Origin of the sequence: Clostridium guangxiense (assembly GCF_021043395.1) — a bacterium.
GTDB lineage: Bacteria > Bacillota > Clostridia > Clostridiales > Clostridiaceae > Clostridium_S > Clostridium_S guangxiense.
In genome coordinates this window covers 23569-39453 of the sequence record NZ_JAJNKE010000022.1, presented here as the reverse complement: position 1 = coordinate 39453, position 15885 = coordinate 23569, and the positions used below count along the sequence as shown (strand labels likewise).

Below are 15885 nucleotides of genomic sequence, written 5' to 3'. Positions count from 1 at the left end.
TGTGCTACTGTGAAAGCGAAGTAATACTACTTTTTAGTATTACTTCGCAATTTTTCTAAATAGTTTTTTAGTTAGCCATTAATTGATACTATTTTTCCATTACAATCAATGATTAATTCCTTGCTTTCTCCAAATGGTTTTTTTAATCTTACATTTGCAATACCACTTCTAAAGTCCCCTGCTTCATCATATATTGGTTTTACTGTAACCTTACCTTCTCTGTTTATATATCCCCATTTTTTCACTCCAAATCTTTTTACCATAAAAGCTGCAAAACCTTCATGAAAATCCCTTACATGTTGAAATTTAGGCTCTATTATTACTTTTCCACTTTTATCAATAAAACCCCAAGCATTGTTTATATTCACCCTAGCAACCTCATCTGTAAAAATCCCTATATAATCAAATTTAGGCTCTATTATTACTTTTCTTTCTGTACTGTCCATGTATCCATATTTACCCTTCTCATTTATATATCTCATAAGATTTAACTTTTCGCACTTTTCATCACTTATAGCAGCTTCTATCATTTCCTGCATACTTACTTCTTCATCCTTAATTCTAAATTTAACTTCTATATCTTTATAAAAATTTATCATGATTATTTTTCCAATTGTAATGCTGCTTTCTTCAATTTTAAAATTTATATAAATATCATACTCATTTCCACCCATAAACAGTTTTTTTACTTCATCTCTAGAAATTTTTATAAAAAACGAGCATAAATTTGACACAAAGTTTGTTGTCCACTTTTTCCAAGTAACGCCAAAACTTAGCATGCTGTTTTCATAATCATAACTAGCTGGATTTAATTTTGCTCTTCCAGCACTAGTGCAGTTTAATTTTAATAAATTTTCTCTAAAATTATTTTCATCATAAAAATCATTTTTGTTAATAGTAATAGCATATATTCTTATTTCACTGTTATCGACTTTAATGTTCATACTTCCCATATCAATTTTTATCTTTTTATTTAAACTCATTAACTTTCCATAAAGGGTATATTCCATATTATTTTCATATAATTTTTTTATTTCTGAGCTATCTATTACAGCGAAAATTCCATATACTGCAGGTACAATTACTTCATCTATAATATTCCACATAACTTCTAAAATAATTGATTTTGATTTTATATCATACTTATACTTATTTATCCTTATCTTTCCAATGGGTATTTCACCCATATTTCTTATCCTTTGTCCAAATTGTTCTTCATCTTCAAATAAACTTTTGACTAAATTCATACAATATACTTTATAATCATATCCATTAATACTTATCATTACATTATCTTCATTTATATATACCTTATCTCCAACAGCGGTAAAAGAAGCATATACATCATATTTGCTACTAAAATCTATATATCCATTTAAATTTTCTTTACTTAAAACACAAAAAAAGTATTTACTGCTGATTTTCTCAATATAATTAACTCCATACCATTGTATCTTTATGTAACAAAACCCAGTTTCGGAATCAAAATCACTTTCGCTTAAACTTCCTTTTCCAATTGGCATTGACTTTATATTTAATATTCTTTTCTCATATTCCTTATAGTCCTCAAAGGGATCTCTTTTAAGCGCATTTTCAAGTTTATCAATTTCCAATCTAATGGCCATAATTTTTTTCATCTCCTACTTAAAATCAATTCACAATGCACAGTTAATGTAGTTTTCATATACCCTATAATAATATTATTATTATTATTTTAAATTTATGAATATAAAAAAATAATAAGGGCATTCTAATTACTGTTAAGGATTTAAAATCGTTGAGCGAAGAGTAATTAGGATCTCAATTTGTAGGTTCGAATTTATTCGACTTGCGATATAAATAAGATCACATTAGTATCTGTTAATAATTTTTCTTAAAATTGTAATTTGATGCGAGGTTTTATTTATGTCAATGGACGATTATTATATGTTTTCATAGAGCTTTATATTGAATTAAACTTTATAAGGTTTTAAAAGATATGTAATGGTCAAGCGAAGATTTATTAATGTTCCGCAGGCTTATAAATAGCTTATATGCAATTTTAAGTTAAAGATTATATTAATTGAAATATTAATATAGTTTTTAAGGTATGTTACTAAGTCGAATGAAGATTTATATGTGTAATGAGATGCTTAGATAAAAAATGAAAAGGTTTATTTAAGTGTGTAACTATATATATAAGTCATAATAAGATGATTTTAAGTTCTAAACAAATATGGTAGAAAATTTTAATATTTTCTACCATATTATTTTTATCGATATTTTTTAGCATATTCTTATTACCTAATAAAAAATAACGGAATAAGGGAACAGATTAAAATTACGATTATAAATATATAAAATATAGTACCTAAAGTAGTTGCTGCATTTACCGTCCATCCTATGCCAAATCTTTTTTCAACAAATACGGACGGGTCATCTTTGTTATAGTATATGGTATTTCCAAGCTTCCAAAATTTATCATCATCTCTAATATCAACATCATAAATTTTACTCTCTTTATTAATTTTTAATTTGCTCCCTCCCTGTCCAACTTTAATTGAAAGCACTACAGACCCAGCGGTAACACCAAAGAAAACAATAAGTATAAAAAACAAGGTAAATTTCATATTAGGGTTAATAATCTGCATAGTTTGCAAATCTCCAATTACAAGAAGAATTTGCATTACATAATTAATTATTATGAGATATATTCCCCATATTCTTTTAAATTTAATACTTCTTATTTTTGACTCTTCTGGATTTTTAGGATTTATCTCCCTCTTACTCCATCCTATTGTTTTATATGAAAAAAACATAACAACAAGCATAAATAACTGTACCACTGGCATTGAAAATATACTGCTATAAGATTTTATCGAATATCCATCAGGTTCACCATTAAATCCCCAATGCGTAGGAAATTTATATGGAAGCTTAGGATATTGAATAATATTTATAATTATACACGCAGCTATTATAAGAAAGGATATTGAAAACCACCAAGTTGATGGCATAATTTTACTGTAGTTTTCTTTAGTAAAGTTAGTATCTATAACAACAAATTGCTTTTTTGTTTTAAGCCAACCTTTTTCACTTTTAAGTTTTAAAACAATTCTGTTATATCTATAATAAACTAAAAAATTTATAAAAATAAAAGTAAACAATAATACTACAAATAACCATACATGAATAGAATTATATACAAGTACAGAAAATATAATGGCTACTGGAATGCCTATAAACAAATTTGAAACTATATATCTCTTTCCTAATTTTTTTAATTCATCGCTGTTTCTTTCATTTTGGGGTATTCGCACTCCCAAAAATATATCTCTTTTGGAGGAGTTTAAAGAAATTATTTGCACCAAAATAAGTATTGACATGGTGAACATGGATATTAAACTCAAGTATAATTTATCATTCATAAAAACCACTCCTACTTAATATAAGTATAAAACAATTCAATAATTATATTCATCATAGATTTTCTTACATAAATCTAAAAATTCACCTTTTTTTATTCCTCTGCAGCCGCAATTGGCTATGACATATTCCAATTCTTCTTTTAATTCTTCGCTAAATTCCTCACTGTTTATAGGCATATTTTCACTTACAACTGCACCTATTCTTCTATCTATATTAAGATATCCTTCTTGTTTTAATATATTATATGTTTTATTTACAGTATGAAGATTTATTCCTATATCCTCCCCCATTTGTCTTACAGAAGGAAGGCTTTCTCCTTTTTTAAGTTCGCCTTTAGCAATTCCTTTAACTATTTGACGCTTTAATTGTTCATATATTGGTGTTTCTGACTCAAAATCTATTTTTATCAGCAAAAAACCACCTTCTTCCATTATTTATGTCTAATATTAATTCTTAAATTATTATATCGTAATTATTTAATTCCATCAAACATATCTACGATATATATATTATAGAACAAATGGAGGTGTTTAGCATGAAACTTACGAAAAAAATCCCTACAGTCATAATAATTCTCATAACATCGTCAATGATAACGACTTCAATATTTACTTATTATAAGACCAACAATATAATGCTACATCAAATTAATTCTCAAATGGCTTTAACAGAAAGAGGTGCTAACAATACAATTGAAGTTATGATAGAAAAAGAAAAAACTGAAATACAAAAACTCGCTCAAAGCAAAGCTGTTATTGAACTTGCTTTAAAAAGGCAAAGCGATGGTAAATCAGAAGAGTTTAAAAATTTAGTGTCGCAAAGCAACAAAAGCTTAAAGAAATATGTAGCTGACGCTAAATATATTGAACATACTTTTATAGTAGATTCAAACTCAATAATTTATTCTGATAGTTCAGCAAACACTCTTGGCAAGAATATTTCTGGCAGATCATATTGTAAAGAAGCTCTTGCCGGAAATGATGCCATAAGTGAAACCTTAATTTCAAAAGATAGTAATACACAAATAGTAGTGTTTGCAAGTCCAATTAAATATAATGGAAAAATACTTGGATTTATAGCTTCAGGTTTGTACTCTAAAAGTTTTTCAAAATATCTAAAAAATATAAAAATGCCAGACCTTAATTCAAGTTATACTTATTTAGTTGATGAAAAAGGAAATGTAATTTACCACCCTACGCAATCGAAAATAGGTAAACCTGTTGAAAATACTGCTATAAAAAACGTGGTTAATTCTATAAAAAAAGGTAATGCAATAAAAGCTACTTCAATAGAATATAATTTTAATAGCCAAAAAAAGCTTTCATATTATGGTGAAATTCCAAATACTCACTGGACAATAGTCATTTCTGTTAATAAAAATGAAGTTACAAAATCTATATACAGCTTAATCTTCACAATACTATTAATATCCTTAGTTGTAACAATAATTGCGGCAGCCATAGGAATTGCTTTATCTAAAAATATTACTGACCCTATATCAAAATTAAAAGATTTAGTAAACAAAACTTCTAATCTTGAACTTGATGATGATTCTAAGTATGATTACTTAATGAAATACAATAATGAAGTTGGAGACATAGCTAATTCAATATGGACTATGAGAAAAATACTAAAAGATGTGGTTGTTCTATTGAAAAATACATCAATTACCTTAAATTCAAATGCAGAATTAGTAGATAAACTTACAGTTGAATTAAAAGGGTTTGCTGAAGAAACTGGCGCAGAAACCGAAACACTTTCAGCTGGTATGGAAGAAACCGCCGCCTCTTCCGAAGAAGTATCCGCTTCCTCCAGTGAAATAAAAAGTGCTATTAATTCAATGGCCCTTAAAGCAAATGATGGCTCACTTGAGGCAGGAGATATATCAAAACGTGCAAATAATTTAATGAATACATCTATTAACTCTAATACTGATACAAAAAAGCTTTATGAAAGCGTAAGAAAAAATTTCGAAAAAGCAATAAACGATTCTACTTCAGTATATAAAATTAATGAATTAACAAAATCAATACTTGAAATCACTGAACAAACCAATTTACTTTCGCTCAATGCAGCTATAGAAGCTGCTCGTGCTGGAGAAGCTGGTAAAGGCTTTGCTGTAGTAGCAGATGAAGTAAGAAAACTTGCAGAGCAATCATCAAGCACTACTAAAGAAATAGAAAACATTGTAACCTTAGTCATTAATTCTGTAAATAACCTTAGTAAGCATTCTCAAAAACTCCTTACTTTTATTGATAAGGATGTCCTTAAAAACTATGAAGGCTTTATACAAACGGCAAAACAATATGATAAAGATGCAGATACCATTAATAATTTCATGTTAGATTTCAGTGCAATTTCTGAGGAGTTAAATGCATCAATCACTGGAATTTCTTCAGCAATAAGTAATGTAGCTAAAACTGCTAGTGATGGTGCTTATGGGGTATCAAATATTTCAGAAAAGAATTTATCTATAATACAAAAACTTAAAGATATTTCAAAATGTGCTGAAGAAAATAAAGACAATGCAAATAAGCTAAATAAAATAATTGAAAAATTTACACTATAATATATATAGATAAATCACTTCACAATTAATTTTGAGTATCTTGGAATAATTTAAATAAAATTAATATTCCAAGATACTGTTACTTAATATTATTTTCTTAAAACATAGATAAAAAGTATTTGTGAAAATCAAGATTATCAGTGAGCTCAGGATGAAATGAAGTTACAAGAACATTTTTGCATCTTGCAGCCACTACATTATTTTTTACTTTACACAAGCTTTTGACTCCTTCTCCTAAATGTGTAATAAAAGGCGCTCTTATAAAAACTAATGGAATCTTCTGGTCTGAAACTTCTGGAATTAAAGTATCTTCTCTAAAACTATCAATTTGGCTTCCATAAGCATTTCTCCTAACTGTTATATCAATAGCATTTAGAGAATTTATTTCTGAGTTTTCTATATTTTTTGCAAGAAGTATCATTCCTGCACATGTTCCCCATACTGGCATTCCTTCTGATATTTTATGTTTCAATGGTTCAAGAATATTAGAAAAATGAAGGAACTTTCCCATAGTAGTGCTTTCTCCACCTGGAATTATAAGGCCATCTATTTGAGATAATTGGATAACTTTTTTTACCTTAATCGCTTCACAATTTAAAGCTTCTATATGATGAATATGCTCCTCTATTCCTCCTTGAAATGCTAGTACACCGATTTTCATTTTTACCAGCCTCTTTCTGCATATCTATCTTTTATATCACTTATTTCAAGTCCGGACATTGGTTCACCTAAATCTTCTGAAACCTCTTCAAGCACTTTAGGATCATTATAATAAGTAGTAGCTAAAACAATAGCCTTTGCCCTTTTCTCTGGATTTTGCGATTTAAATATTCCAGAACCAACAAAAACTCCTTCCGATCCTAATTGCATCATTAAAGCAGCATCGGCTGGTGTTGCTATTCCACCTGCAGCAAAATTTACAACTGGAAGCTTACCATTTTTCCAAACATATTGTACCAAATCATAAGGCGCCTGAAGTTCCTTTGCAAATGTCATAAGTTCTTGCTCTGATGCATTTTTTATTTTTCTTATTTCATCCATAACCGTTCTCATATGCTTTACTGCTTCAACTACATTTCCAGTTCCAGCTTCACCTTTTGTCCTTATCATAGCTGCACCTTCACCAATTCTTCTAAGTGCTTCCCCTAAATTTCTAGCTCCACATACAAATGGAACTTTAAAATCATGTTTATTAATGTGGTATGCATCATCAGCAGGAGTAAGTACTTCGCTCTCATCTATAAAATCTATTCCTAATTCTTGTAGTATTTGCGCTTCTACAAAATGTCCAATTCTAACCTTTGCCATAACAGGTATAGTTACTGCTTCATTTATTTCTCTTATCATTTTTGGATCTGACATTCTAGCAACTCCACCATTTTTTCTGATGTCGGATGGAACTCTTTCTAATGCCATAACAGCGCAAGCACCAGCTTTTTCTGCAATTATAGCTTGTTCCTTATTAACTACATCCATTATTACTCCGCCCTTTAACATCTGAGCTAAATTTTTGTTTATTTCAAGTCTTTCCATAAAAAATACCTCTCAATCTTAATATAAAATTTATTATATTAAGGTACCTTAATATAAAATTATAAGCGCTATATTATAATTATACATATAGCGCTCATTATCAAAAAGTGTATGGATACAATTAATGTTTTTTTAAATCATAGCTTTTATTAAATTCGCCATTTCAATTGCTGTTACGGCAGCGTCAAAGCCTTTATTACCCGATTTTGTACCTGCTCTCTCAATTGCCTGCTCAATACTATCTGTTGTAAGCACTCCAAATACAATAGGACATTCAGTTTTAAGTGAAGTTTGTGCTACTCCCTTTGATACTTCAGATGCTACATAATCAAAATGTGGAGTTGCTCCTCTTATAACTGCTCCTAAACATATTACAGCATCATATTTTTTAGAAGCGGCCATCTTTTGAGCTACTAGTGGAATTTCAAATGCTCCAGGAACCCAAGCCATTTCAATATTCTCATCTTTACATCCATGTCTTTTTAATCCATCCAAAGCACCTGATATAAGTTTTGATACTATAAATTCATTAAACCTACCTGCTACTATACCAAATTTTAAATCTTCACTTACAAGTTTTCCTTCATATATTTTCATAATCCTTAATCTCCTTTAATATTTACTTTTAAATCTCTAACATGTGTCCCATTTTTTCCTTTTTAGTTTTAAGATAAAATTTATTTTCCTTGAAATGCTGTGTATTAACTGGAACCCTTTCTGATACGTCAATTCCATATTTTTTTAATCCCTCTATTTTTTCGGGATTATTTGTAATTAATCTCACTCTTTTTATGCCAAGATCCTTGAGCATTTCAGCTGCACTTCCATAGTCTCTCAAATCAGGTGCAAAACCAAGTGCTAAGTTTGCTTCTACCGTATCCATTCCTTTTTCTTGAAGTGCATAGGCCTTAAGCTTGTTTAATAGTCCTATATCTCTTCCTTCCTGATCCATGTATAAAACTACACCTGTGCCAACCTTTTCTATAATTTTAAGTGCCATAGCTAACTGATCCCCACAATCACATTTTAAGGAACCTAATACATCTCCCGTCAAGCATTTTGAGTGTATTCTAACAAGAACATCATCATCACCATCAATATTTCCTTTTATTATCGCTAAGTTTTCTTTTCCATTAACAATATTCCTGTATCCAATAACCTTAAATTCACCATATTTAGTTGGAAGCTTGGCCTCTGCTTCTCTTTTTACAAAGCTTTCTGTTCTCTTTCTATACTCAATAAGCTTCTCAACAGATATAATTTTAATATTATGTTCTTTTGAAAATTCAATTAACTGTGGAAGCCTTGCCATATGACCATCTTCATTCATAATTTCACAGCATACTCCAACTCCTGTTTTAAAACCAGCAAGTTTAACTATATCTACTGTAGCTTCCGTGTGACCTGTTCTATCTAGTACGCCATTTTTTCTTGAACGAAGCGGAAATGTATGTCCAGGCTTTAAAAAATCCTCTGCCTTTGAATTTTTATCTGCAAGTTTATTAATGGTATACGCCCTTTCAAAGGCAGAAATTCCTGTTGTGGTTCCAACTGCATCAACAGAAACACCAAAAGCTGTTCCAAAATATTCAGTATTTTTATCAACCATTTGATCTATATCAAGTCTATCCATTGTTTCTCCATCCATTGGAGTGCATATAAGTCCTCTTGCATATTTTGCAATAAAATTAAGTGTTTTTCCAGTGACCTTTTCTCCTGCCATTACAAGATCGCCTTCATTTTCCCTATCTTCATCATCAACAACTATAATCATTTTTCCTAATTTTATATCTTCTATAGCTTCCTCAATCGTATTAAACTTATCTTCCACTACTACCCCTCCTAAGCAAATCCATTTTCTGTTAAAAATTCTTCTGTAATACCACGTTTTTTACGAACATTCTGTATATTTATAAAATTTTGAATATACTTACCTACAATGTCACACTCAATATTTACAAGATTGCCTTCTCTTATCCCTGTCAAAGTAGTTTTTTCCTGAGTATGTGGTATTAAATAAAATTTAAAACAACTTGTTCCAACTTCTCCACAAGTCAAACTTACACCGTCCACAGCTACTGACCCTTTGTAAATTAACTTACTTGCAAGTTCAGTATCCACTTTTACTACAAACTCAATTGCTATATCATCCTTTCTAATTTTGTCAACAATTCCAGCTCCATCTACATGTCCACTTACTATGTGACCACCAAATCTATCTCCCAGTGCTAATGCTCTCTCAAGATTAACCCTGCTTCCTATTTTTAAATTTTTTAAGCTTGTAATCCGCTTTGTTTCTGGCATAACATCAAATTCACCTTTTTCTATAGATGTAACAGTAAGACATACGCCATTTACAGCAACACTATCTCCAATGCTTATATTTTTCATTATCTTTGCAGCCTTAATTCCTAATTTTATTGAAGAAGCCGATTCTCTAATTGTATTAATTTCTCCAACTTCTTCTATTAAACCTGTAAACAACTGCTCACACTCCTTTTATATACCCTTCTACTAAAATATCCTGTTCTATATTTTTTAGTTTTATATTTGAAACTTTTATAGCTTTACTTAAGCATTCTATTCCAGCACCACCAATGGTTGTTTTAGCTTCTTCACCACCAAGCAGTATAGGCGATATAAAACACATAACTTTATCTACAATTTTTTCCTTAATACAAGAAAAATTCAAAGTACTTCCACCTTCAAGCAAAATACTATCTATATTAAGCTCTCCAAGCTTCATCATAAGATAATTCAAATCAACCATTTTATTTTTTGTTGGTGTTTCAATTATTAAAACTCCTATATCTTTTAGCTGCTTCAGCTTAACTTTATCTGCTTTTTCTGTTACTGCAATAATAATCTTTCTATATTTTAAAGTATCTAATATTTTAGAGTTCAAGGGTATTCTAAGCTTTGAATCTACAATTATAGCAGTTGGGCTTTTGCAAACTTCCCCTTCTAATCTTGTTGTAAGCAGTGGATCATCTGCAATAATAGTTCCTATCCCAACCATTATTCCCATAATATTATTCCTTAAATAATGCACATATTTTCTAGAAGCTCCTGAACTTATCCACTTTGATTGTCCAGTTACAGTTGATATCTTTCCATCTAAGGTTGAAGCTGTTTTCATAATAACGTAAGGTTTTTTCGTAGTTATATATTTAACAAATACCTCATTTAATTTTAAAGCTTCTTTCTGAAGTACCCCATTTAAAACCTCTATTCCATTTTGTTTAAGTATTTCAATTCCTTTTCCACTAACAAGCGGATTAGGATCCCTCATAGCAATTATTACTCTCCTTATTCCTGCCTTAACTAATGCCAAAGCACATGGAGGTGTTTTTCCAAAATGCGAACAAGGTTCTAAAGTAACATATATATCTGCACCAATTGCTTTTTTTCCTGCTATATTTAATGCATTAATTTCCGCATGATTTCCTCCAAAATATTCATGATATCCTTCTCCAACTATTTCTCCATCCTTTACTATAACTGCCCCAACCATTGGATTTGGATTTACACGCCCTCTCCCCCTTGCCGCAAGTTCAAGAGCTCTTTTCATAAAAAAATCGTTAATTTCAAATCACCTACCAATACTTATTAAACCTTAAATATACTTTTACTAAAGTAGGACTAAAAATTTTGTGCGCACAAAAAAGCCCCTAAAATTATCTTTCAGGGACTTGAATACCAAAAAATATGCATCAAAAACACATACTTTCTTTCCTTCTTTCATCCAGACTTTAACTGTCGGCCCCGGAATTTAACCGGATCTGCCAAATGGCTTGCGGGCTTTACCGCCGATCGGGAATTTCACCCAACCCCGAAGGATAATCTCTATTTAATTATTTTTAGTTTACCATTGTAATTTAATTATGTCAATAATATTACTCTCTACTTTATATTCTGAAAAGTCTTATCCCACTTATCAACGTATGAGCCAGTTGCCCATTGGGACATAACTACCTGAGCATTTTCATCAACAGCTATAGTTTTCTCTATTTTTTCTATTGAATTATTTTCAATACTTACTATATTTATCTTATTGTCCGTTATTGTAATCATAAAATTGTTATTTAAAGATGTATACGCATCTAGAACGTCCGGAAACTTGTATTGAATGGTTTTAAAAGGAATAAATAAACGATCATAAGTAGTCAATATTTTAGGCACCTCTATATTTACATTGAAATCTTCATTTGCAATTCTTCCTCTTATTATCCATTTTCCTTTAGATCTTACAATTCCCCAATTGGTCTCAAGTTCATCTTTATCTAACTTATAATCAGATTTACCTGTCTTTACAAGGTATTCCTCTGCATTTCTACTTAGTAAATCATTATTGTTATTTCCTATTATTTTTGAAAATGCAACACTATTGCCATAAATGTTATCCAATGGCAATACAGAAAGATAAGTTTTTGATACATATTTGCCATAACTGTTTGTTTTTAATTCACTATTCTCAAGAGATATATACTCATTTCCAACAAAGTTTATTTTATAATCAATAGTATTATCCTGTTTAGCAGAACTTACATTTTTAACTATACTATTTGCAGCAGTATTAAGTGTTCCTGTCCAAATTTGATCCCTAACATATACCCCATTTTCATTTATCTTATCAACTCCAACCATCATAAAACCATTTTTTCTTGGAACAATTAAATTATTCATTTCCTTTATGCCAAATTGATTTTTATCATTACTATTTATCCAAATTGTCTTATATTGATAGCCATAATCAGTACTATATCTTAATCCTATAAGCACACCATTTTGTGCCATGACTTTTTTCTTTCTATCGCCATCTGTAAGTTTATTTTCATCAGGTCCTTTGGACCTATTTTTATTAATTTTTATTGTTCCATTTTTCTTTAAGAAAAAAAACACGCCTTCATAATTCTTCAATATAAGGTTATCACTAACTTGTATATATTCATCATAAAATGAATTTCTAGAGGAAATAGTTACAACCTTTACCTCCTTCTCATCTATTCCAAGTTGAGAAGGTTTTATTTTAAAATTAGATTCAAAATAATTTTCAGTGTCAACTACTTTTATCTTATAGTTGGGTTTTTTACAAATATCATTATTAAATCTTGCTTCAAAATTACTAAAAATAGCTTTTTTACCTATAATACTTTTAATTTTTTCATCTGTTAAATTTGTTTGCCCTGCTTTCACAAACTTAGAAACTGTCCACTCACCATATAATGGAACCCTTGAAGTTTTAGTAGGTGCAATTCTAACATTAAAATACAAATTCATATTTTTGTAAAGCAAAAAAGCTGTTACGATTACAAAAACGAAAATTATAGTATTAATTTTTTTCAAATTATCACCTTTTTCTATAATATAGGTAGTATTATACGCACCTCGGTTCCCTTTCCAAGCTTACTATTAATTTCAAGTTTACCACTATGAAGTTCTACTATTTCCTTACAAATAGATAAGCCTATGCCATTACTTGATTTACTACTTTTCCCCTTAAAAAACTTTTCTGTAACTCTTGGCAAATCGCTTTCCGGTATACCAATTCCAGAATCTTTTACAATTATTATTAAGTTATCGTCTTTAGTTTTAGCTTTAAGCTCAACTGTACCATTTTCTTCTGTAAATTTAAATGCATTATCAAGGATATTTATTAAAAGTTGCTTTATTCTGTTTTCATCTACAAGTACAATAGGAATGTTATCATCCACTGTTACCATAAATTTAATATTGTTTCTTAACGCTTTAAGCGACATTTGCTTCTGTATATATAAAATTGTATTTACAATATTAACATTATTTCTTTTTAGAACTATTTTTCCTGAAATAAATTTTGAAAAATCAAGAAGTTCTTCTACAAGCTTTGATAATCTATCACTTTCAGTTTCTATTATATTGAGTCCAGAAATCATCTCTTCTTTATCCTCTAAATTTCCAGTACGTATTGTTGATGCCCATCCTTTTATGGATGTTAATGGGGTCCTAAGCTCATGTGACATAGATGCCATAAACTCATTTTTTAAATTATCATTTTTTAATATTTCGTCAGCCATAACATTAATAGTATCAGACAATTCGCCTATCTCATCATCCCTCTTTTTTACTATTCTCTCATTAAAGTTTCCAGAGGAAATCTTCTTAGCCATTTCTGTAATTTCTCTTAGAGGTTTTACTATAGAATTAGATAAAAACATGCTTGATATTCCGCCAATTGCAATTATACAAATGCCTATTAATATAAGAATAAAGCTTATCTTTATTATGGTCATATCAACATCTTGTACAGATGTTATAAATCTTAGTACTCCTTCTATTTTTCCTTTTGACTTTAGTGGATAGGATATGCAAAGTATCTTCTCCTTAGAGTTTTCGTCTCTCTCTATAACTTTTCCGGCTTCACCCTGCAGTGCCTTTTTTATATCCTTGCTTTTCACCTTCTCTTCTGTAAAATTCCCAATAGAATCCATAAGCATATTGCCAGATTTGTCTATTATTTGCACTTCTGCATGTGTATTATTCCAAAATACATCTGCATTATTTTGAACATTTTCTTTAAGTGTATTTGTAGACAAGTACATATCGTAAAAATTAGCTGAAACTTTTATTTGGTTTAGAAGAAGATTTTCAATATTATTATAGTAATACTTATCCACAGCAACAATAAAGAAAAGTTCAAAGCTTACTACAGTTACGGTTATTAAAAAAAGATAACTTCCAAGTAGTCTAGCTCTTATGCCCTTCAAGCTTGACTCTCCTTTCTCCATCTATATCCTATTCCCCAAACTGTCTCAATATATTTAGGGTTAGATGAATCGTCTTCTATTTTCTCTCTAAGCCTTCTTATATTAACATCAACTATTTTTGTATCTCCAAGATAGCTGTATCCCCAAACTTGATCCAAAAGTTCAGCACGACTTAAGGCTTTTCCAGAATTCTCTATAAATATTTTTACAAGTGAATATTCCTTTGGTGTTAAATCCAGCTCCTTGTCACTCTTATATACTTTTCTAGCTAAATTATCAACTTTAAAAACACCTGAAACTAAAATGTTATCATTATTTTTAGTCTCATTATCCATACGCCTCAGGATAGCATTTACCCTTGCTATAAGTTCAAGTGGATTAAAAGGCTTTACCATATAATCGTCCGCCCCAAATTCAAGTCCCATGATTTTGTCCATATCCTGACTTCTTGCGGTAAGTATTATTATTCCAATATCGCAAAACTTTTTTCTAAGAATTTCACAAGTTTTAAAACCATCCATTCCTGGAAGCATAACATCCAATATTACAATATCTGGCTTATCAATGGTAGCTTTTTCAATTCCTTCTTCTCCTGATTCCGCCTCAATAACAATAAAATTGTTTCTCTTAAAGTTTATTTTAATAAATCCTCTTATGGATGCTTCATCTTCAACTATCAATACTTTTTTTCCCATATTTCACCTCTAACTAGCAATAAAAAAATCATTTTTCTTCAAAAAATTACATAAATTCAATGTAATTATATCACACTTTATTTTCAAACTTATTTCTTATCTATTTATTGTAACTATTTTGTAACTTTAATATATATAAACATTTATTAATACGTTAACAAAATGTACATTGAATAATAAAAATACATGTGATATTTTATAAGTAGACAACATAAAAGTTTGAAATGACTAATACCAGTTTTATCCTGTGAAACTGGTATTTATCTAAGAGCACAGAGTACGGAGTACAGAGTACAGTGAAGGATGATTTTTCTCCGCTATCGCTTCGAAAAATCTTAAGTTTAATGCTTACGCATGGCATAAAGTATAGTGCTCAGCGCAGCTGACACTATCAAGTTCTAAGATTTACCTGAGAGAAACAAAAGGTAAATCCACCTTCACTGTACTCTGTCATCTGTACTCTGAGTCAACTTTCAGTTTATCAGTATGAACTTGGTAGTGCTAATCTTAACCTTTCAAGTTCTTTATTTATAATAGTGGGGTGACGTTATTTTGAATAAATTAAGGGATTATTTTAGAGGTTCTTACGGAGTAGATAAATTCTCAAAATATTTATATGCCATTGGTGCTATTCTTTTATTCACCAAATACACAGCGGTCATAGGCTTTGCACTAATAATTTTCAGCACAATAAGAAGTATTTCTAAAAATATCTACAGTCGTCAAAGAGAACTTAAAGGATTTGAAAATTTTTTAAATGGTTTGCAAAACAAATTTCACAATTTCAAGCCAGGCATAGGACACTCAAGTCAATATAAAATATTTAAATGTCCAAATTGTTCACAAAAATTAAGAGTTCCAAAAAAACAAGGAAAAATAGTTATAACTTGCAAGAAGTGCGGTACATCCTTTAAGAAAAGAACTTAGTAAAAAA

General features: G+C 29.8%; 14 protein-coding genes and 1 riboswitch. Of the genes, 2 read left to right on the top strand and 12 right to left on the bottom strand.

Annotated elements, in window-relative coordinates; genetic code table 11:
- Positions 1-71: 71 nt before the first annotated feature.
- The 3 genes from LQK79_RS13110 to LQK79_RS13100 form a co-directional block, all read right to left on the bottom strand.
- Positions 72-1625, bottom strand: a complete 1554-nt coding sequence (locus LQK79_RS13110) for a WG repeat-containing protein (RefSeq protein WP_231016821.1) — start codon at positions 1623-1625, stop codon at positions 72-74.
- A 654-nt stretch (positions 1626-2279) separates the two neighbouring features.
- The gene (locus tag LQK79_RS13105; protein WP_231016820.1) at positions 2280-3407 is read right to left on the bottom strand and encodes a DUF1648 domain-containing protein; all 1128 of its coding nucleotides are present in this window, start codon (positions 3405-3407) and stop codon (positions 2280-2282) included.
- 36 nt (positions 3408-3443) lie between these two features.
- Entirely contained in the window at positions 3444-3821 is a 378-nt protein-coding gene (locus tag LQK79_RS13100) for a GntR family transcriptional regulator (RefSeq protein ID WP_053242567.1), read from the bottom strand.
- A gap of 122 nt (positions 3822-3943) precedes the next feature.
- On the opposite strand from LQK79_RS13100, the gene LQK79_RS13095 reads away from it, so the two are divergent.
- Positions 3944-5977, top strand: a complete 2034-nt coding sequence (locus LQK79_RS13095) for a methyl-accepting chemotaxis protein (protein ID WP_231016819.1) — start codon at positions 3944-3946, stop codon at positions 5975-5977.
- Between the two features lie 97 nt (positions 5978-6074).
- Here the strand turns inward: LQK79_RS13095 and pdxT are convergent, their stop codons facing one another.
- The 9 genes from pdxT to LQK79_RS13050 form a co-directional block, all read right to left on the bottom strand.
- The gene (gene pdxT / locus LQK79_RS13090) at positions 6075-6638 is read right to left on the bottom strand and encodes a pyridoxal 5'-phosphate synthase glutaminase subunit PdxT (protein WP_053242562.1); all 564 of its coding nucleotides are present in this window, start codon (positions 6636-6638) and stop codon (positions 6075-6077) included.
- 2 nt (positions 6639-6640) lie between these two features.
- Positions 6641-7510, bottom strand: a complete 870-nt coding sequence (gene pdxS, locus LQK79_RS13085) for a pyridoxal 5'-phosphate synthase lyase subunit PdxS (RefSeq protein ID WP_053242561.1) — start codon at positions 7508-7510, stop codon at positions 6641-6643.
- Positions 7511-7642: 132 nt separating this feature from the next.
- Complete coding sequence (gene ribH / locus LQK79_RS13080) at positions 7643-8107, bottom strand: 6,7-dimethyl-8-ribityllumazine synthase (protein WP_053242560.1); 465 nt, start codon at positions 8105-8107, stop codon at positions 7643-7645.
- A gap of 28 nt (positions 8108-8135) precedes the next feature.
- The gene (locus LQK79_RS13075) at positions 8136-9341 is read right to left on the bottom strand and encodes a bifunctional 3,4-dihydroxy-2-butanone-4-phosphate synthase/GTP cyclohydrolase II (RefSeq protein ID WP_331000751.1); all 1206 of its coding nucleotides are present in this window, start codon (positions 9339-9341) and stop codon (positions 8136-8138) included.
- An 11-nt stretch (positions 9342-9352) separates the two neighbouring features.
- Positions 9353-9994 carry a riboflavin synthase gene (locus tag LQK79_RS13070; RefSeq protein ID WP_231016818.1) on the bottom strand — a complete coding sequence of 214 codons (642 nt, stop codon included), beginning with the start codon at positions 9992-9994 and terminating at the stop codon, positions 9353-9355.
- A 4-nt stretch (positions 9995-9998) separates the two neighbouring features.
- Entirely contained in the window at positions 9999-11081 is a 1083-nt protein-coding gene (gene ribD / locus LQK79_RS13065; protein WP_231016817.1) for a bifunctional diaminohydroxyphosphoribosylaminopyrimidine deaminase/5-amino-6-(5-phosphoribosylamino)uracil reductase RibD, read from the bottom strand.
- Positions 11082-11239: 158 nt separating this feature from the next.
- Positions 11240-11354: riboswitch (FMN riboswitch) on the bottom strand.
- A 59-nt stretch (positions 11355-11413) separates the two neighbouring features.
- Positions 11414-12856: a hypothetical protein gene (locus LQK79_RS13060; RefSeq protein ID WP_231016816.1), complete on the bottom strand. Its 1443-nt coding sequence runs from the start codon at positions 12854-12856 to the stop codon at positions 11414-11416.
- Between the two features lie 14 nt (positions 12857-12870).
- The gene (locus LQK79_RS13055) at positions 12871-14277 is read right to left on the bottom strand and encodes a sensor histidine kinase (protein WP_231016815.1); all 1407 of its coding nucleotides are present in this window, start codon (positions 14275-14277) and stop codon (positions 12871-12873) included.
- Positions 14253-14951, bottom strand: a complete 699-nt coding sequence (locus tag LQK79_RS13050) for a response regulator transcription factor (RefSeq protein WP_053242555.1) — start codon at positions 14949-14951, stop codon at positions 14253-14255. The genes LQK79_RS13055 and LQK79_RS13050 overlap by 25 nt, the downstream gene beginning before the upstream one ends.
- 552 nt (positions 14952-15503) lie before the next feature.
- Here LQK79_RS13050 and LQK79_RS13045 point away from each other — a divergent pair.
- Positions 15504-15878 carry a hypothetical protein gene (locus tag LQK79_RS13045; protein ID WP_053242554.1) on the top strand — a complete coding sequence of 125 codons (375 nt, stop codon included), beginning with the start codon at positions 15504-15506 and terminating at the stop codon, positions 15876-15878.
- Positions 15879-15885: the final 7 nt, after the last annotated feature.